The organism is Myxococcus sp. AB025B, assembly GCF_006518215.1.
GTDB classification, from domain to species: domain Bacteria; phylum Myxococcota; class Myxococcia; order Myxococcales; family Myxococcaceae; genus Myxococcus; species Myxococcus fulvus.
Genome location: NZ_SRLW01000027.1, coordinates 1 through 17366, shown reverse-complemented (window position 1 = coordinate 17366; position 17366 = coordinate 1). Strand labels below are relative to the sequence as shown.

Genomic DNA, 17366 nt, shown 5'->3' with positions numbered 1-17366 from the left:
TCACGTGTCCTCGTTGTGCGGCGACACGAATGGCAGCACGCCTCCCTTCAGCTCCCCGAGCACGCGCCGGGCGCGGTCCACCTTCACCTCGCCCTGCTGGACGAGCCGCGCGGCGACGGTCTCCACCCACTCGGGCGGCGTGCCCGCGCTCACCGCCACCGAGCGCGCGTGCAACGCCATGTGGCCCTTCTGGATGCCCACCGAGCCCAGGGCCCGCACCGCCGCCAGGTTCTGCGCCAGCCCCACCGAGGCGAACAGGCACGCCAGCTCCCGGACACCGGGATGCCCCAGCACCTTGAACGCGGCCTTCACCCCGGGGTGCACCAGCAGCGGCCCGCCCACCGTGCCCAGCGCGAGCGGCAGCTCGATTTCGCCCACCAGGTCCCCGTCCTCCCGTCTCCACGTGGACAGCGGCCCGTACCGGCCCGCGCGGGCCGCGTACGCATGCGCCCCCGCCTCGATGGCGCGCCAGTCCTGGCCCGTGGCGAGCGCGATGGCGTCGATGCCGTTCATGATGCCCTTGTTGTGCGTCGCCGCGCGGTAGGGGTCGGCCCGCGCGAAGCGGCTGGCCTGGACGATGCCCTCCGCGATGTCCGCCCCCGGCAGGCCGTAATCGGCGAGCAGCGCCTCGGGGATGACACACCGCGAGCGCGCCAGTCGCCGGTCCGCGAGGTTGGAGAGGATGCGCAGGAAGACGCGGCCTCCGGTGAGCGCCTCGATGCGCGGCGCCACGCCCTCCATCATCGTGTTGATGAGGTTGGCGCCCATCGCCTCCTGGGTGTCGACGTGGAAGTGCACCACCAGGAGCGGCTCGCCCGGCGGCCCCTCCGGCGCGTCGAGGAGACGGACCTCCAGGTCCTTCGCGCCCCCGCCTCGGCGCACCAGCTGGGGCTGCAGCGCGTTGACCAGGTCCAACAGCTCCGAGCGCGCGGCGAGGATGCTCGCGCGCGCGGACTCCGGGTCGCCGTAGCGGGTGAGCTGTATCTGCCCCACCATCAGCGACGGCTCCGCCTCCGCGATGAAGCCTCCCGCCGAGCCGACGAGCTTCGCGGCGAACGAGACGGCCGCGATGACGGAGGCCTCCTCGATGACCATCGGCGCCACGTACGCGCGCCCGTTCACCCGGAGGTGAAGCCCCAGTCCCAGCGGCAGGCTGAAGAAGCCCAGCGCGTTCTCCACCATCGAGTACGCCTTCTCCGCGCCCAGGCCCTCCTCTCCGGTGAGCGCGGCCAGCTCCGCGTCGCTCAGGCCCAGCTCGGATGCGACCCGCGCACACCGCTCCTCCAGCGAGAGGCGGTGGAAACCCGAAAAGCTGCTACGGCTGATATCGATGCCCATGGGGCTTCATCCTCGATGTATTTCTTTGCCGGGAACCCATTCACAAGCCACCGCGATATGACTTCAAAACAATAATCAGCCAGACAACGTCTCGCAGAGGATTTCTTGGACATCACTTCGCCACGAGACGTCGACGTCCGATGTCTCAAGGCCCGCACCTGAACCCAGACATCCCCGCACGCGGGACAGCGGGTTCCCCGCACCGCACACGGCGGAGGGAGGTTGGGGCAGGGCCCGCTCCATCGTGAACACAGTCACGAGCCCCCAGATAAAGACACCCAGAACCCAGACAACCGAGCTCGCGGTACAGCGCCCGTCCGTCGCTGGCCGCGGGGCCCATGTCTCGGAAGATGCGGGGCCCGCCGTGAAGACACGCCCCCTCCCGCAGGTCGAGCCAGACACGGCCCGCGGCGTGAAGCACCCGGCGACGGCGCATCACCCCGGCGGCTCGCCTCCGGGGAACACTCTCACTGCGCGGCGGTCGTCGGCGTGGGCGGCTGCGTCGTCCCGGGCGCGGGCGGCGTCACCGGCGCCCCCACCGTGACGGAGGCGGGCGGCCGTGCCTCTCCCGCGGGCGAGGCGGGCGCCTCGGCCTTGGGCTCCACGCGCTTCACCTTGCCCATCTGCTCCAGGTCCTCGCGGTTGTTCAGCGAGAAGCGCACCAGCGCGCGCAAGATGCGGTTGCGCTTCACGTTGCCCAGCACCTCGCGCAGGTCCTCGTACACCGTGGGGTCGCTGATGAGCCCGCCCACCGTGCCCTCGCCCTTCGCCACCGTGGCGGTGATCTGCTTCAGGTCCGCCGCCGCGCTGCCCAGGTCCGCGAACATCCCGCTCGCATCCCCGTACACCAGCTGGTGCACCGCCCCGTTCGGGCTCTTCTTCGCGTCTTCAATCAGCCCCGCCAGCTGCCCCGCCGCCTCGCCCAGCTCGCGCAGCGCCGTGGCGCCCTCGTTGCCGTAGATGAGCGCGTGCGCCGTGCCGTCACCCGTGCGCACCTCGCGCAAGAGCGCCTCCACGTGCCCCACCGCGCCATCCACCCGCCTCGCCGCGCTCGACGCGTTCGCCATCAGCGCGCGCACCTCGCGCCCCGCCTCCTTGTCGTAGATGAGCGCGTGCAGCACCCCGTCCCCGTTCTGCACCTGCTCCAGCAGCGCCCGGAGCGACGCCATGCCCCGCTGCACGTCACCCGCCAGCTTCGGGTCCCCGTACGCCTCCACCGTCTTCAGGAGCGACTTGCTGATGGCCACCGAGTTGTCCATCACCTCGCTCGCGCTGCTCAAGAGCTTGGACAAGTCCCCGCTCGTCGACGACGTCAGCACCCCGCCCGGCTCAATCGGCGGCGCCGTGGGCGTGCCCAGCGAGATGTCCACCGCCTTGTCCCCGAGCACCCCCATGCTGCTCAGCTGCGCCAGCGAGTCCGTCTTCACGCGGTCCGCGTACCGCGCGGAGACTTGAAGCTGCACCTCCAGCTTCGGGTCGTTGGGGTCCTGGGAGAAGAAGATGCCCGTCACCTTCCCCACCTCCAGGCCCCCCAGCCACACCGGGGACTGGTCGCTCAGGCCCTGCACGTTGGTGAAGTACGCGCGGTACATCACCTGCCGCTGGAACAGCCGCGACTCCTGGCCGATGAAGAACACCACCACGCCCGCCACCGCCAGACCGATGGCCACGAACAGCCCCGCCCTCAGCGCCAGCCGCTTCTCGCCCGACGTCGAAGTGAAGAGGCTCATGACGCCGCCTCCGGCTCCAGCTCCACCCGCCGCGCGTCCAGGAACGCCCGCACCTCCGGCACCGTCGAGCGCCGGAACTCGCCCGGCGTCCCCACCTGGACGATGCGCCTGTTGGCCAGCATCGCCATCCGGTCCCCCACCGCGAACGCGCTCACCAGGTCGTGCGTCACGACGATGGAGGTGCTGCCGAGCCTGGTCTTCATCGAGTTGATCATCGCGTTGATGGACTGCGTGGTCACCGGGTCCAAGCCCGTGGTGGGCTCGTCCCAGAGGATGACTTCCGGATTGGTGGCGATGGCCCGCGCCAACCCCACCCGCTTCTTCATGCCGCCCGACAGGTCCGCCGGCATCAGCCGCTCCGTGCCCGGCAGGTTCACCAGCTCCAGCTTCTCCGCCACCCTGTCCCGGACCTCGGACAACGGCATGTCCGGGTAGTGCTCCCGCAGGGGATACGCCACGTTCTCCCCCACGCTCAGCGAGTCGAACAGCGCCGCGCCCTGGAACACCATCGCCACGTGCCGCCGCACCGGGATGAACTGCCCTTCCGAGAACCCCGTCACGTCCCGGCCCTGGAAGAGGATGCGGCCCGCGTCCGGCCGCTGCAGCCCGATGAGGCACTTGAGCAGCACGCTCTTGCCCGTGCCCGAGCCCCCCAGCACCACCAGCGTCTCCCCCGCCCGCACGTCCAGCTCCAGGTCGTCATAGACGCGCTTGGGGCCGAAGGACTTCTGGAGGTGCTGGAAGTGGATGAGCTGCTCGCCCGGCGTGGGCTGCTGGAACTCGAACGTGGGCGCTTCCTGGTGGCGAGAGGCGAAGGGCATGGCACGTCACAGGTACAGCGTCACCTTGGTGATGAAGAAGTCGGCCAGACACACCGCCACGGAGGTAATCGCCACCGTCTGCGTGGTGGCGCGTCCCACGCCCTCCGTGCCGCCCTCCACCGTCAGCCCCTTGAAGCACCCCACCAGGCCGATGATGAAGCCGAACACCGCGCCCTTGAACACGCCGGACACGAAGTCCTGCATGAACACCGCGTCCAGCGCGCCCTGGAAGAACAGGTCGAAGGAGATGGCGTACTGCGTGTTCACCACCACCGCGCCCGCCACCAGCCCCACCACGTCCGCGAACACCGTGAGCACCGGCATCACCAGCAGGCACGCCAGCACGCGCGGCACCACCAGCTTGCGCAAGGGGTCCGCCCCCAGCGCGCGGATGGCGTCCACCTGCTCCGTCACCGTCATGGCGCCCAATTCCGCCGCCATGCCGCTGCCCAGCCGGGCGCCCACCGTGAGCGCCGTCAGCACCGGGGCCAGCTCCCGGAACAGCGTGAGGATGACCACGCGCCCCACCGTGTACTGCACCCCGAAGCGCGCCAGGAAGTAGCCGAACTGCAGCGAGATGACGAGCCCGGCGAACATCGCCGTCAGCAGCGCGATGGGCAGCGAGCGCACCCCCAGCGACTCGATGTGGAAGATGAGCGTCTTGCCGTCGAACGGCGGCCGCACCACGCGCTGGAGCACCTGCCCCGTCATCACCGTCATCGCGCCCAGCGACTCCAGGCGCTCCTTCGCCTTGTCCCAGAGCCCGGGGCGCGGGGCCGACACCTGCTCGCCCGCGTCCGCTTCCGTCGAGGCGTTCATCCGACGTGCTCCGACTCGAAGCCCGCCAGGAGCGCGTCGAAGTCCGCCATGCGCTCCATCGCCAGCCCCGGCGGCGCCACGTAGGAGAAGTCGAACACGCAGTTGTCCTTCTTGAGCACCACCAGCTCCAGCTCCACCGGCACGCCGTCCAGCTTCGCCAGGTAGCGGCTGCGCAGGGCCTCGCGTCCGTCCATGGCGACCACGCTCTGGGCCACCTCCTGGCGCTCGGTGAAGCCCATCAGCAGGTGCCGGGTGAGCACCGGGAGCGGCGGGTCGTCGTGGCCCTCGCACGTGGCGTTGATGGAGAGCGCGCGGCCGGTGCCCTCCTCGGCGAAGGCCAGGTCGTTGCCGTCCAGCCACACGCGGCGCCAGTGCTTGGGCAGCTCGCCCACCCGGTAGCGCACGTCCGGCTTGGACAACACGGAGTCCTCGAAGCTCACGCGGCGGCAGCCCACGCAGGAGGCAAGAAGCAACACGAGCAGCAGCGTCATCCTCGGCATGGCACCGTTCTTCGCGGCATCGACGTCCGGCCCTTGCGGGCAAGTCATGCGACAGCCCAGCCGCCGCCGCAAGAAATTCCGTGTACTGGAACGTCCACTACCGCGCCCTTCCTCCCACCCCTGGATGGTGGGTACCGGACACTGAACCTCGCGGGTTGCACACGCGGGATGCGTGATACCGGAACACTGCCGTGGCATTCCCTCTGGGAGAAGGGGTGGCCCGTCCGCCCCGTCCCCGGTCGGATTCAGCCTGGCCCGCGCCAGGGGAGTGACGGCGTGCGCAGGTTCTCCTCATCACCCCTCGAGAGGAGGCTCCATGGATGGCGGACTCGCGGTATTCGGCTTCGGCCTCTTCCTGCTCTCCATCGCCGGCCTGTACGCACGAACGGCATACGGCCTGGTGGTCGCCCTGCTGGTGCTCGCGGTCGCCTCCATGGGAATGGCCTTCAGCGAGTCGAAGAAGCTGCGCGAGCTGTCGCTGGGAGTGAGCATCGCGCTGCTCCTGCTCGCCACGGTGTCACTCGCCACGGGCACGGTGTGGTGGCTCACTTTGGGGACGTTCCTGTTCGCCGTGGCTTTCGGCGTGCTGTGGGCGGAGTTCCGCTTCAGCTCCTTCGGCAACGTGCGGCGGGAAGACCTGCCCGCGCACCAGCACCACCTCGCGCGGCGGATGAACGTGCACTGGCCCTGGCACCGGCGTCGCTCGGTGCACTGAGCGCCGTCAGCCGACCGGGGGCGCGTCCTCTTCGCGCAGCGTCACCTGCCCTGAGTGCACGGAGAGCCACAGCGTGTCCTCGGCGGCGGCGCCCCTCACCAGCGAGCCATCCGTGGTGGACAGGAAGACCTGCGCGCCGCTCCTCGCCAGGTAGTCCATCAGGTAGGCGTTGCGCTCCGGGTCCAGCTCGCTCGACACGTCGTCCAGCATCAACAGCGGCAGGAAGCCCGTGCAGGACTCCAGGTTCTCGATTTCAGCAATCTTCCAGCCGAGCACCAGCGCGCGCTGCTGCCCCTGGCTCGCGTAGGCCCGGGCGCTGCGGCCTCCCAGCGTCACCGACACGTCATCCGAGTGCGGCCCCACCGAGGTGAAGCCCCGGTCCAGGTCCCGCCGCATCCGGGCCGTCAATGACTCGCGCAGGGAGGAGGCCAGGACCGCCTCATCCGCCGCGGCGAAGTCACAGGCCAGGTGCGCCGGGTGATAACCATACACGGCCGGGTCCACCGTGCGGCCAATCGAGGCGAAGGTCGCCTGCGCGCGTGGCGCCAGCTCCGCCATCAGCGCGCGACGTCGCGAGTAGATGCGCGCGCCGGCCTTGGCGAGCGTCTCGTCGTAGGCGTCCAGGTAGGCGGGGTCCACCGCGCCGCCCTCGCGCAAGAGGCGGTTGCGGTTCTTCAAGGCGCGCGCGTACTCGCGGCTCTCGCGCAGGTACGCGGGGAAGCGGTTGAACACGGCGCGGTCCAGGAAGGCCCGCCGGGAATCCGGCCCGCCCTTGACCACCTCCAGGTCGTCCGGGGTGAAGGCCACCACGGAGACGCCGCCGAAGTACTCCTCCAGGCTCGCGGCCTTCTTGCCGTCCACGAAGGCCTGCCGGGTGCCGCCGCCCACCTCCACCGCGATTTCGCGCTCGGCCCCCTTGAGCAGGAAGCGGCCGGACACGCGGGCCGTCTGGGTGCCCCAGCGCACCAGCTCCGACAGGCGCCCGGCGCGCAGCGGCTTGAGCGTGGCGAGGAAGTACAGCGCCTCCAGCAGGTTCGTCTTGCCCTGCCCGTTCTGCCCCACCGCGATGGTGGCGTGGGCACTCGGGGTGAGCGTCACCTGAGCGAGATTGCGGAAGTCCTGGACGTGGAGTGCGAGGAGGCGCACGGCGCCCCCCGTATACCCGCATTGGCGCCGAGGCGGGAGGATATCTCGCCGGGTCCAGGCCCGCCCTCCCCGGTGTCAGCGGGCCAGTCCGAGGCCCGCATGTTTCGCCCGCTCCCAATCCAAGACAAGCATCCGACGGTCCACATGGAACCTGAGGACAGCTTGAAGACACACCACGACTCACGCAAATGACTGTCTTCAGCAGCGAACGCCACCGCCTCCCCACCCGACACGAAACGCCGTCCACGTCCGCGGGCGGAGACGGCACCGCCTGGCGAACCCACGCCGAAGGAACTGCCCCATGCTGAAAGACAAGCGAGTCGTCATCACCGGCGGAGGCCGAGGCCTGGGCCTTGCCTTCACCCGCGCCTTCCTCGAGCAGGGAGCGAAGGTCACCATCACCGGGCGCAACCCGCGGACGCTCGACGAGGCCTCCGAAGCGCTCGGCGGTCGGGTGGCGACGATGGCCTTCGACGTCTCGGATGCCTCCGCCACACGGGCCGCGTTCGACCGCTTCCACCAGCACCAGGGCGCCATCGACGTGCTGGTGAACAACGCGGGCATCTGGCCCGCGCCGGAGGTCTTCTGGAAGACGCCACTCGAGGAGTGGGAGGCCGCCTTGGACATCAACCTGAAGGGCACCGTGTACTGCACCCACACCGTCCTCCAGCACATGGTGAGCCAGGGTCAGGGCATCATCATCAACATGGCCAGCAACGCCGGGGTCGTCCGCTGGCCCACCTGCTCCGCCTACTCCGTCAGCAAGGCCGCCATCGTCAAGCTGACGGAGAACCTCTCCTGCGAAGCGCGCCGCCACGGCGTCACCCTCTTCGCGTACCACCCGGGGCTGGTGCACTCGACGGGCCTCGTCCCCGACCACATCGCCGACGCCACCTTCGAGGGCACGCCCCTGGACCTGGTCCAGAAATGGCTCCTGGAGGAGAAGCGCGCGGGCAGGATGGTGGATGCGGAGCAGAGCATCATCAACCTGCTCAAGCTGGCCAGCGGCGCGTTCGCCGCGCTGAGCGGCTGCTACCTCACGGTGCAGGATGACCTGGCGGCCCTGCTGGCGGACAAGGAGGCCATCCGCGCCGACGACCTGCTGACGCTCAGGGTCAAGAAGCGCTCCGCATGACGCGCGCCCCGGCTCAGGACGCCAGGTCCGTGGCGGCCGCTTCGGGGGGCGCCTCGGAGACGAGCGGGAGCTCCACGGTGAAGGTGGAGCCCTCGCCCGGGTGGCTGTCCACGCGGATGACGCCCCGCATGGCCTCCACCAGCGTGCGCGCGACGTACAGCCCCAGGCCCAGGCCGCCGTAGTTGCGCTCGGACACCGCGCGCTCGAACTTGTGGAAGATGCGCGCCTGGGCATCCCGGCTGATGCCGATGCCCTCGTCGCGCACGCTCAGGCGCGCCAGCCCCGCGTCCGCCTCCACGCGCAGCCGCACGGGCCGCCCCGCGCCGTACTTCAGCGCGTTGGACACCAGGTTGGTGACCACCTGCTCCAGCCGCATCCGGTCCCACGTCCCCACCGCGGGCGGCCCGCCCTCCAGCTCCACCTGACACTCCGCGCGCTCGGCCTCCGGCTGGAAGCGCGCCACCACCTCCTGCACCAGCGCGCGCAGGTCCACCTGCTCCAGCTCCAATCGCAGCCGCCCCGTGCCGATGCGCGACACGTCCAGGAGGCCATTGACCAGGTCCGCCAGCCGCATCACCTGCCGAAGCATCCCCTGCACCTCGCGGCCGTGGCGCAGCGCCCAGGGGGACTCCGGGTCCGACAGCGTCGCGCGCGCGAAGGCCTGCAGCCGGAGGCTCAGCACCGTCAGCGGCGTCTTCAGCTCGTGGCTCGCCACGGAGAGGAACTCGTCGCGCGCGCGGATGGCCTCCTGCAGCCGCTGCTCCACCGTCTTCAGCCGGGTGATGTCCAGGAAGGGCAGGAGCGTCACCGCGGGGTGGCCATGCATCGCGGGCAACATCTCCGAGGAGATGCTCAACACCACCTCCCCCGCGCTCGTGTGCCACACCGCCTCCATGCCCTCCAGCTTCTCGCCCCGGGCCGCGCGCGAGGACGGCAGCTCGTCGGCCGTGAGCCTGCGCCCCTGCAGGTCCGTGACGTGGAACAGCGCGCCGTACTCCGACGCGGGCACACGCGTGGGGATGTGCTGGCCATGCAGCCGGTCCGCCGCCGCGTTGGAGAAGACGAGGTTGCCGGTGCCCGGCTCCGCCATCACCACCGGCAGGGGCATGGAGTCCAGCACCGCCTCCAGCCAGCGCTGCTGGTTCTCCACCGCGTGCCGGGCGAGCACCTGCTCGGTCACCTCGAAGGCGAACGTCACCAGCCCGTCCACCCGCCCCCGCTCGTCGCGCAGGGGCTCGTAGAGCATGTTCCAGTAGCGCGTCTCCACCTGGCCCTGGCCCGCGTAGTCGATGGCCAGCGGGTACTCGTGCGCCGCCACCGGCTCGCCCGTCTCCAGCACGCCCAGGTACAGGCTCACCAGCTCCGGGGAGATGTCTGGAATCGCCTCCAGGAGCGCGCGGCCCACCAGCGCGCGGCCGCCCATCAGCTTCTGCAGCAGCGGGTTGGAGAACTCGAACCGCAGCTCCGGGCCGCGCAGGAGGTTGATGGCCACGGGCGACTGCGTGAGCAGCTGGTAGAGCCGGCTCCTCTCCAGCTGCTCCGCCTCGCGCGCGGCCAGCTCCGCCGTCACGTCCTTGTAGGCCAGGGCGATGTGGCGCACCTCGCCTCCGGACGCGGACAGCGGGAAGCACGTACACGCGATGGCGATGCGGTGCGCGTCCTTCACGTCGATGTGCCGCAGCTCCTTCACGTCGTACCAGATGACCGGCGTCTGCACCGTCTCGCCCGCGAAGGCCCGGCGCAGGAGGACATCCAGCCCCAGCTTCGCCACCAGCTCGTCGCGAAAGAGGCTGTACTCGGGCGGCGGCACCGAGCCGAACATCGCCCGGTACGCCGGGTTGCTCAGCCGGCAGTGCCCCTCCACGTCGAAGATGGCGTAGGGCACGGGCGAGTGGAGGAACAGGCCCTCCAGCAGCGCCAGCGGGTCCGTCACGAAGGAGAGCTGTTCGCGAAGCGCGGGCTGGGGCGGGCGCACGACGTCGTCCACACCGGCCATGCGGCCCGTCTGCTTGCGCTGCTTCCCACCCCGAGAGCCGCGGCCTTTGCGTGTCGGCACGGAGCGTACGACTAGCAGAAGACTGTCATTCCTGGCAGCGCCGAAAGGTAGGACACGTCTTGTGGCCCACGTCCTGACAGGGTTTGGTGGACCCATCATGGCGGAGCCTCTCAAGACCTTCTTCGACGCGCGGCTGGTGGAGCGGCTGGGCACCTCGCTGCACCGCGCGCACCCCGCGTTCCCAATCGACACGTTCCTGCGCGAGGCCCGAGAGGGCCTGGAGGCGCACGAGCTGGTGGGCCGGGCCCGGCACCTGTGTCTGGCCATGCGGCGCTCGCTGCCGGAGGATTATCCCCAGGCGGTGCAGGTGCTGCTGCGCTCCCTGGGGCCGGTGCGGGAGGTGGACCGGGTGGGCGGCATGGAGGTCTTCTTCTACCTGCCCCACACCACCTTCGTGGCGGAGTACGGGCTGGGGCACTTCGAGGAGTCCATGCGGGCGCAGCACGCGCTCACCCAGCGCTTCACGGCGGAGTTCTCCATCCGGCCGTTCCTGGAGAAGCACCCGGAGAAGACGCTGGCGCGGCTCTCCGAGTGGGCCACGGACTCCAACGTGCACGTGCGGCGGCTCGTCTCCGAGGGCACGCGGCCGAGGCTGCCGTGGGGCTCCCGGCTGCGCGCCTTCCAGGAGGACCCGACGCCGGTGCTGGGGCTGTTGGAGCTGCTCAAGGACGACCCGGAGCTGTACGTGCGCCGCTCGGTGGCCAACAACCTCAACGACATCGGCAAGGACCACCCGGACGTGCTGGTGAAGGTGGCGAAGCGGTGGATGAAGGACGCCACGCCGGAGCGCGAGTGGCTGGTGCGCCACGCGCTGCGCTTCGCCATCAAGCGCGGCGAGCCCTCCGCGCTGGAGGTGGTGGGCGCGGGCAAGCCCTCCGGCATCGAGGTGCGGCCCACGCAGCTGCCCGGGCGCGCGAAGCTGGGCGGCGCCATGGACGTGCGCTTCGTGGTGGCCAACCGCTCCCGGAAGGAACAGTCGCTGGTGGTGGACCTGGCGGTGCACTTCTTCAAGTCCCGGGGCGAGGCGCCGCAGCCCAAGGTCTTCAAGGTGCGCGAGCTGGTGCTCGGCGCGGGCCAGGAGGAGGAGGTGGGCAAGCGCGTGTCGCTGGCGCAGCTGTCCACGCGCCGCCACTACGCGGGCCCGCATCGGCTGGAGGTGCGCGTCAACGGCGTGGACCTGCCGCTGGGCACGGTGGACGTGGTGGAGTGACCTGGCCGGGCCGTCAGCGCGAGCCGAGCAGCTTCACCAGCTTGTTGTAGACGCCCATCACCAGCAGGGGTGACACCCAGGAGCCGACGAAGCGCGCGGGCTGGGTGCGCCCGGTCAGCTCGAAGCCCAGGGACACACCCATCGAGCAGAGGCTGGCGAACAGGAAGACGTGGGAGGGTATCTTGGCCGTCTGCTGCTCGAGCAGGCGGGTGAACGAGCTGTCGGCGTGCTCGGCGCGTACGACGGGCGGAGCCTCGTAGTCGTGCTTCGAGGCCTCGCTCGCGGGGTTGACGTCCAGGCTCATGCTCCCTCCCCTGGCGGCCGGTCAGGCCCGCCCATGCCCCGCACGGGCGGGCAGGCCCCATGCCTCCCGTCGTGGCGGTCCCCATCATGGTGGGACTGGACCAGGCAAAGGGCGAGAGGGTGCACCACACACCACACACGACAGAGGGCGAGGCGGGCGACCTGCAGCTGCCGAAGGCGGGCGCGGGGCCGCTGTTGCAGCGCGACTACTGGGCCGTCATCCGCCAATGCCATCACCGGCCGTCGGACCTGGTGGACTGGGTGGCCCGGCGCTTCCCGGAGCTGGCGCCGGACGAGCTGTGTGTGTTCGAGCGGGAGAGCCGCTCGCGCGACGGGCAGCCGCTGGAGTTGGGGGAGCACCTCACGGTGCACATCCAGGGCGCGGGGACGTTCGGCGTGCGCGTCATCCACAAGGACCGGCAGAGCCTGACGCTCGCCACGCTGCCGGGGCACCCGGAGGCCGGGCGCATCACCTTCGGCGCGTACCGCAACGAGTACGGGGACGTGCTCTTCCACATCCGCAGCCGCGCGCGCTCGGGCTCGCCCGTCCACTACTGGGGGTTCGTGGCGGGGGGTGAGGCGATGCAGACGAACACCTGGACGGAGTTCGTGCTGCGCGTGGCGGTGTCCACGGGTGAGGGCGTGGTGGGTGCCATCCACGCGGAGACGGTGGAGCTGGAGGATGAGCCCGAGGGGGGCGACGTGACGGCGGGTCCCACGTTCCTCGCGCGAGGAGACGAAGCGGATGATTGAGTGGCGATGGCTCTCCGGGTGGACGGACGAGGAGCTGGCTCCGCGGCTGGAGGCGGCGCGGGCGCTGTCTCGCAACTTCGAGGCCGCGTCGGGGGAGATGACGCTGGAGGGGGGCTGGAACCAGGTGCACTCGGTGGCCTCGCTGGGCCATGAGGTGCCGGGGCCTCCGGTGGCGGATGGGCTCTTCGCGCGCGCGAAGGGGGTGCTGGAGACGTTCGACTTCTCGGACCCGCGCATCGTGCGGTGGCACTTCAACGCGGACTCGCCGCTGCATGGGCGCACGGTGGTGTTGGAGCTGAAGTCGCTGGCGCAGCGGCTGCGCTTCCTGTGCGCCGTGCGGGTGGGGGACACGCGCGAGGAGCATGGCGGGACGTGCAGCGTGTTCGGCTTCAGCTTCGAGACGCTGGACGGGCACATCGAGGAGGGGCGCGAGTGGTTCCTGCTGCGCAAGAGCCACGAGACGGGCGAGGTGCGCTTCCACATCGAGGCGGCGTGGCGGCCCGGGAGGTTCCCCAACTGGTGGAGCCGCGTGGGCTTCACGCTGGTGGGGCGGCGGTATCAGCGCGCATGGCATCGGTTGACGCATGCGCGCCTGCGCGCCTTGACGCTGCATCACCCGGAGCTGGCGGGGCGGCCCGCGGAGCACGGCAAGGTGGACCACTCCGGCCATGAGCTGGAGGAGCTGGGGCCGGTGCGCTTCTTCGCGCAGAGGGCGCCTGGGCGACTGAAGTCACAACTCGAGGAGGAGGTGGAAGCCGTGCAACGAGGACACTGGTTGACGCCCGTCGGGCTGGGAGTGATGGCGGGGATGCGGAGCATGAGCGCGCCGGCGCTGGTGAGCCACCGGCTGGCGGAGTCTCCGGAGCCGAGGACGGACCCGCTGTCGGTCGCGCTGTCGAAGCCCTGGGTGCCTCGGGTGCTGGAGGTGCTGACGCTGGGAGAGCTGGTGGGGGACAAGCTGCCGACGACGCCCGCGCGCGTGAAGCTGGTGCCGATGACGGGGCGCATCTTCATGGGGGCGGTGGCCGCGGCGACGTCGGTGGCGGGGCAGACGCGAAAGCGCAGGGTGCTCGCGGCGGCGCTGGGTGGGCTCGCGGCGGCGGCTTCGACGTGGACGTTCTATTCGCTGCGCAAGCTGGCCACGACCCGGTTCCGGGTGCCGAGCATGGCGGCGGCGTTCGCGGAGGATGCGCTGGTGGCGGCACTCGCCTCGCGGCTGATGCCGCTGGTCTCGAATCGCCCCGCGGAGACGTGAGGGTCCGGGCCTCTCGCGTTCATCGCGGGAGGCCCATGCGCAGGTGGAATCGCGCAACGACACGCGCATCGCGGCGTGGCGCGCGCACCGACGAGCGCATCGCGGCGTGACGCGCGCATCGACGAGCGCATCGCGGCGTGGCGCGCGCACCGACGAGCACATCGCGGCGTGACGCGCGCATCGACGAGCACATCGCGTCGTGGCGCGCGCACCGACGAGCACATCGCGTCGTGGCGCGCGCATCGACGAGCACATCGCGTCGTGGCGCGCGCACCGACGAGCACATCGCGTCGTGGCGCGCGCATCGACGAGTACATCTTGGCGTAGCGAGCACATCGCGACGTGGCGCCCGCATCGACGAGCACCACGGCGCACGCTCGTCCTCATCCAGGCTCGACACTCAGCCGCGCCGAGTGGCTGCGTGCCTCGCGGCCTGGACGAGCGCGGGCAGGTCCTTCATGTCCCGCACATCGCGCCCCGGCTCCTCCGAGGCACGCGGCGACGCGCGGGACGGAGAGAACAGTCGGGCCGGAGTCTGCTCCGAGCCGCGCAGGATGACGAACAGGCGCAGCGCATCGCGCAGTCGCTCCACGTCCGTGCCGCCCTCGTCACGTGCTCGCTGCGCGGCGCTCCACAGCCGCGTCCACGCGGCCTCCTCGCTCCACGCTCCCGAGGGGCGCTCTTGCGACAGCGACGCCAGCTCCGCGGCCAGCTCGAACAGGCCCGCGCGTCCCTCGTCGAAGGATTCACCGGCGCTGAGCTTCGCCTCGCCGCCCGACGCGGCCTCGCGCGCGGCAATCCACGGCAGCAGCGCGGGCACCTCCGTCTCCAGCGGCGACACCGGCGCCAGTCGCTCCTCCAGCAGCGCGCGCAGCCGCGCCCGCGCCACGCCGTGCCAGAACGCCGCGTGCAGCACCAGCTCCGGCCCGCTCCGAGGCGCATGCAGCGGCGTGCGCGAGGCCCGGCGCGACAGGAAGTCCTTCACCCGCCCGCTCGTGTCGAAGTGCCCCAGCCGCGCCCAAAGCGCTCCCAGCGCGGACTCCGCGAGCGGCAGGGCACGGCGCAGCTCATCCGCCTCCGCCTCACTGAACGGCAAAGCCCCTGGCCGCGTGGGCCGCTTGAACACGCGCTCGAACACCTCGGCCGCGGCGCACGCGGCGCGCAGCTCCGGGAGGTTGCGGGGCAACAGCTCGATGGCCCTCGCCCACGTGCGGCGGCCCAGCAGCGGCCCCGCCTCCAGCACCACCTCCTCGAGCCGCAGCAACATCTCGCCCAGCGACGACGAGCCCTCCGCCTCCGGCAGCCGCTTCCGGGCCACCTGCCGCACGGCGTCCCGCAGCCGCGTCACCTCCGCCATCAACTTCATGGGCGCGGCGTCGCGCGGCCAGCCCTCCGCGGCGGCGCGACGCTGGAGCGCGGCGAGCGTGGCGTCCACTTCGGGCTGCACCTGCGCCACCTCGCGCAGCAGCTCGAAGTGCGCGCGCACCCGGTCCTTCCAGAAGAAGGCATCCAACATGCCGCGCAGGGCGACGTAGCGCAGGCGCGTGGCCTCCAGGAGGTCCGCGCGGTCCTCCAGTCGTGCGCGCAGGTCGTCCGGGTGCGTGGCCACGGCCTCACTATAAAAGCGCGGCCCTCATCTCGCAGGCCCCCGGCCCCTCTCTCCTCGGAAGAGCGTGCACGATGTGTCACCCGGGACCGCGCCCCGCCCTCCCGAGTGCGCACCCCGCGCGTTCCCCGTCCAGAATGAGGCATCCGGCGCGCCGCGCTCGGGCGAGGCCTCCCTCCCAAGTGCGCGTGTGGAGCACGCCCTCTCGTCGCGCACCACGCCGGACGAGCCGCTCTCAAGCTCGGACTCCTCGCCCAAGCAAGCGCGGAGCAATCCGCGTCCTCTCACGCCGGGCGAGCGCGGCTCGAACCCGCACGCACCTCCGCGCGAGCACCCCGCCCCCGCGCCCACGAAAAAGCCCATGCGACCCCACCCCGAAGGTGGAGCACGCATGGGCTCGCACGGCGAGACGCCGGCCCTGGGGCCGACTCAGACGCGCATCGGCATGACCACCGCGGTGAACGTGCGGTCCCCCGGCGCGTGCAGCACGCCCGGGCTGTGCTCGTCACCCAGCTCGAAGCTCACCTCGTCCGTGTCCGTCACCGCGAGCACGTCCATCAGGTAGCGCGCGTTGAAGCCCACCGTGATGTCCTTGCCCTGGTACGCCAGCTCCACCTCGTCGCGCGCCTCGCCCAGGTCCGGGTTGCTCGCGGTGATGATGAGCTTGTTCTCCGCCAGCCCGATTCGCACCGCGTTGCTCTTGTCCGCGGACAACAGCGCGATGCGCTTGAGCCCCTCCAAGAGCCGCACCTTGGGCACGAGGACGACCTTCTCTCCCTCCTTCGGAATCACCCGCTGGTACTCCGGGAACTGCCCGTCGATGAGCCGCATCACCATCGTCAGGCCCGGCTTCTTGAAGAGCGCCGAGTTCTCCGCGAACCCCAGGTGGCACTCCGCGTCCGGCGCCTCGTCCAACAGGCGCTTCAGCTCCATCAACCCCTTGCGCGGGATGATGACGCCGCTCTTCAACTTGAAGTCCCCCGTCAGCTCCCGCTCGATGAGCGACAGCCGGTGACCGTCCGTGGCCACCATGCGGACCTTGCCGCTGGCCTGCGGCTCGAAGAAGACGCCGTTCAGGATGTAGCGCGTCTCGTCGCTGGAGATGGCAAACTGGGTCTTCTTGATCATCTCCAGGAGGGTGTTGCCGCCCACCTGCACCAGCGGGGCGTTCTCCTCCTTGGGCAGCTTCGGGTACTCCTCCGCCGCCATGCCGACAATCTTGAAGTGGGCGGAGCCGCTGGCGATGTCCACGTAGTTGTTCGCCAGCTTCTTGAGCGTCACCTGCGCGTCCGGCAGGTTCTGCACGATGTCGAAGACGTACTTGGCGCTCAGCGTGACGGCGCCCGTCTTGATGACCTCGGCGGGGTGCTCGGACACGATGCCGATGTCCAGGTCGAACGCGGTGACGGTGATGCCGCCCTTCGTCGCGTTGACGAGCACGTTGGCCAGGATGGGCATCGTCGTCTTGCGCTCCACGATGCCCTGGGCGCGGTAGAGGGCCTTCTTCAGCTCGTCGGCGGCGATGCGGAATTCCATCGGAGGTCGTCCTTGAATCCCGGCCCCCCTGAGGGAGCCGATCAGGCGGTCGATGTAGCCCGTGAGTCCAGGCGGGTCAACGCGCCAGAAGCACTCTGGACACGAGCGCCAGGACGTCAACTGAAGCGCATCAGCCACCCTACCCGCCCTGTACGGGCATTCAGCCACGGGCAGTCCAATTGACCGCCAGTCAGCCAGGTGAACGGGAGACTGGCCCAATCGCCGGGGGCGATGGACACTAGGTGCCTTCCCGCCTTCCGGAGCCTTCCCATGAACGTCCGCCCGCTGTTGCTCGCCGCCCTCGCGCTGGGCTTCGCCGCCGGCTGCAGCAAGCCGTCCGCCTCCTCGTCGTCGGCCGCGGGCGAGCCGGGTACGCCCGCCCCGGGCGACACCCGCCCGGCCGCGGAGAACGCCGCCCCCGACAATGACCGCAGCGGCACCCC

At 70.7% G+C, this 17366-nt stretch carries 15 protein-coding genes; 5 read left to right on the top strand and 10 right to left on the bottom strand.

What is annotated here, in order from left to right:
* From FL311_RS06780 to FL311_RS06760, 5 genes are all read right to left on the bottom strand, one after another.
* Window positions 1-1338, bottom strand: coding sequence for a hydroxymethylglutaryl-CoA reductase, degradative (locus FL311_RS06780; RefSeq protein ID WP_141324121.1), 1338 nt, complete (start codon window positions 1336-1338; stop codon window positions 1-3).
* A gap of 467 nt (window positions 1339-1805) precedes the next feature.
* Window positions 1806-3068 (bottom strand): MlaD family protein, encoded by a 1263-nt coding sequence (locus FL311_RS06775; protein ID WP_141324120.1) that lies wholly within the window; start codon window positions 3066-3068, stop codon window positions 1806-1808.
* A complete protein-coding gene (locus tag FL311_RS06770; protein WP_141324119.1) occupies window positions 3065-3889 on the bottom strand; it encodes an ABC transporter ATP-binding protein in 825 nt (274 codons plus the stop codon). The genes FL311_RS06775 and FL311_RS06770 overlap by 4 nt, the downstream gene beginning before the upstream one ends.
* A 6-nt stretch (window positions 3890-3895) precedes the next feature.
* Window positions 3896-4708, bottom strand: coding sequence for an ABC transporter permease (locus tag FL311_RS06765; protein ID WP_141324118.1), 813 nt, complete (start codon window positions 4706-4708; stop codon window positions 3896-3898).
* Window positions 4705-5208 (bottom strand): hypothetical protein, encoded by a 504-nt coding sequence (locus FL311_RS06760; RefSeq protein WP_194869091.1) that lies wholly within the window; start codon window positions 5206-5208, stop codon window positions 4705-4707. The genes FL311_RS06765 and FL311_RS06760 overlap by 4 nt, the downstream gene beginning before the upstream one ends.
* A gap of 316 nt (window positions 5209-5524) precedes the next feature.
* Here FL311_RS06760 and FL311_RS06755 point away from each other — a divergent pair, with 316 nt between their 5' ends.
* Complete coding sequence (locus tag FL311_RS06755) at window positions 5525-5923, top strand: hypothetical protein (protein WP_141324116.1); 399 nt, start codon at window positions 5525-5527, stop codon at window positions 5921-5923.
* A 6-nt stretch (window positions 5924-5929) separates the two neighbouring features.
* Here the strand turns inward: FL311_RS06755 and FL311_RS06750 are convergent, their stop codons facing one another.
* Window positions 5930-7069, bottom strand: coding sequence for a DNA replication/repair protein RecF (locus tag FL311_RS06750; RefSeq protein WP_141324115.1), 1140 nt, complete (start codon window positions 7067-7069; stop codon window positions 5930-5932).
* Between the two features lie 301 nt (window positions 7070-7370).
* Here FL311_RS06750 and FL311_RS06745 point away from each other — a divergent pair, with 301 nt between their 5' ends.
* A complete protein-coding gene (locus FL311_RS06745) occupies window positions 7371-8204 on the top strand; it encodes an SDR family NAD(P)-dependent oxidoreductase (RefSeq protein WP_141324114.1) in 834 nt (277 codons plus the stop codon).
* Between the two features lie 13 nt (window positions 8205-8217).
* Here FL311_RS06745 and FL311_RS06740 read toward each other — a convergent pair whose 3' ends face one another.
* Window positions 8218-10200: a PAS domain-containing sensor histidine kinase gene (locus FL311_RS06740; RefSeq protein WP_141324148.1), complete on the bottom strand. Its 1983-nt coding sequence runs from the start codon at window positions 10198-10200 to the stop codon at window positions 8218-8220.
* 157 nt (window positions 10201-10357) lie between these two features.
* On the opposite strand from FL311_RS06740, the gene FL311_RS06735 reads away from it, so the two are divergent.
* Entirely contained in the window at window positions 10358-11470 is a 1113-nt protein-coding gene (locus FL311_RS06735; RefSeq protein ID WP_141324113.1) for a DNA alkylation repair protein, read from the top strand.
* Window positions 11471-11483: 13 nt separating this feature from the next.
* Here FL311_RS06735 and FL311_RS06730 read toward each other — a convergent pair whose 3' ends face one another.
* Window positions 11484-11774, bottom strand: a complete 291-nt coding sequence (locus FL311_RS06730) for a hypothetical protein (protein ID WP_141324112.1) — start codon at window positions 11772-11774, stop codon at window positions 11484-11486.
* A 59-nt stretch (window positions 11775-11833) separates the two neighbouring features.
* On the opposite strand from FL311_RS06730, the gene FL311_RS06725 reads away from it, so the two are divergent.
* The gene (locus FL311_RS06725; protein ID WP_228556713.1) at window positions 11834-12526 is read left to right on the top strand and encodes a DUF1990 family protein; all 693 of its coding nucleotides are present in this window, start codon (window positions 11834-11836) and stop codon (window positions 12524-12526) included.
* The gene (locus tag FL311_RS06720; protein WP_141324111.1) at window positions 12519-13781 is read left to right on the top strand and encodes a DUF1990 family protein; all 1263 of its coding nucleotides are present in this window, start codon (window positions 12519-12521) and stop codon (window positions 13779-13781) included. Before FL311_RS06725 ends, FL311_RS06720 begins: the two co-directional genes overlap by 8 nt.
* A 400-nt stretch (window positions 13782-14181) precedes the next feature.
* Here FL311_RS06720 and FL311_RS06715 read toward each other — a convergent pair whose 3' ends face one another.
* Together FL311_RS06715 and dnaN are read right to left on the bottom strand one after the other, a co-directional pair.
* Window positions 14182-15390: a hypothetical protein gene (locus FL311_RS06715; RefSeq protein WP_141324110.1), complete on the bottom strand. Its 1209-nt coding sequence runs from the start codon at window positions 15388-15390 to the stop codon at window positions 14182-14184.
* Between the two features lie 426 nt (window positions 15391-15816).
* Window positions 15817-16923 (bottom strand): DNA polymerase III subunit beta, encoded by a 1107-nt coding sequence (gene dnaN / locus FL311_RS06710; protein WP_074948321.1) that lies wholly within the window; start codon window positions 16921-16923, stop codon window positions 15817-15819.
* Between the last annotated feature and the right edge of the window lie 443 nt (window positions 16924-17366).

Coding starts and splice junctions, on each gene's coding strand:
- FL311_RS06775 (WP_141324120.1), bottom strand. CDS start 3,068: ATGAGCCTCTTCACTTCGACGTCGGGCGAGAAGCGGCTGGCGCTGAGG.
- FL311_RS06740 (WP_141324148.1), bottom strand. CDS start 10,200: ATGGCCGGTGTGGACGACGTCGTGCGCCCGCCCCAGCCCGCGCTTCGC.
- FL311_RS06755 (WP_141324116.1), top strand. CDS start 5,525: ATGGATGGCGGACTCGCGGTATTCGGCTTCGGCCTCTTCCTGCTCTCC.
- FL311_RS06720 (WP_141324111.1), top strand. CDS start 12,519: ATGATTGAGTGGCGATGGCTCTCCGGGTGGACGGACGAGGAGCTGGCT.
- FL311_RS06735 (WP_141324113.1), top strand. CDS start 10,358: ATGGCGGAGCCTCTCAAGACCTTCTTCGACGCGCGGCTGGTGGAGCGG.
- FL311_RS06770 (WP_141324119.1), bottom strand. CDS start 3,889: ATGCCCTTCGCCTCTCGCCACCAGGAAGCGCCCACGTTCGAGTTCCAG.
- FL311_RS06760 (WP_194869091.1), bottom strand. CDS start 5,208: ATGCCGAGGATGACGCTGCTGCTCGTGTTGCTTCTTGCCTCCTGCGTG.
- FL311_RS06725 (WP_228556713.1), top strand. CDS start 11,834: ATGCCTCCCGTCGTGGCGGTCCCCATCATGGTGGGACTGGACCAGGCA.
- FL311_RS06765 (WP_141324118.1), bottom strand. CDS start 4,708: ATGAACGCCTCGACGGAAGCGGACGCGGGCGAGCAGGTGTCGGCCCCG.
- dnaN (WP_074948321.1), bottom strand. CDS start 16,923: ATGGAATTCCGCATCGCCGCCGACGAGCTGAAGAAGGCCCTCTACCGC.
- FL311_RS06745 (WP_141324114.1), top strand. CDS start 7,371: ATGCTGAAAGACAAGCGAGTCGTCATCACCGGCGGAGGCCGAGGCCTG.
- FL311_RS06730 (WP_141324112.1), bottom strand. CDS start 11,774: ATGAGCCTGGACGTCAACCCCGCGAGCGAGGCCTCGAAGCACGACTAC.
- FL311_RS06780 (WP_141324121.1), bottom strand. CDS start 1,338: ATGGGCATCGATATCAGCCGTAGCAGCTTTTCGGGTTTCCACCGCCTC.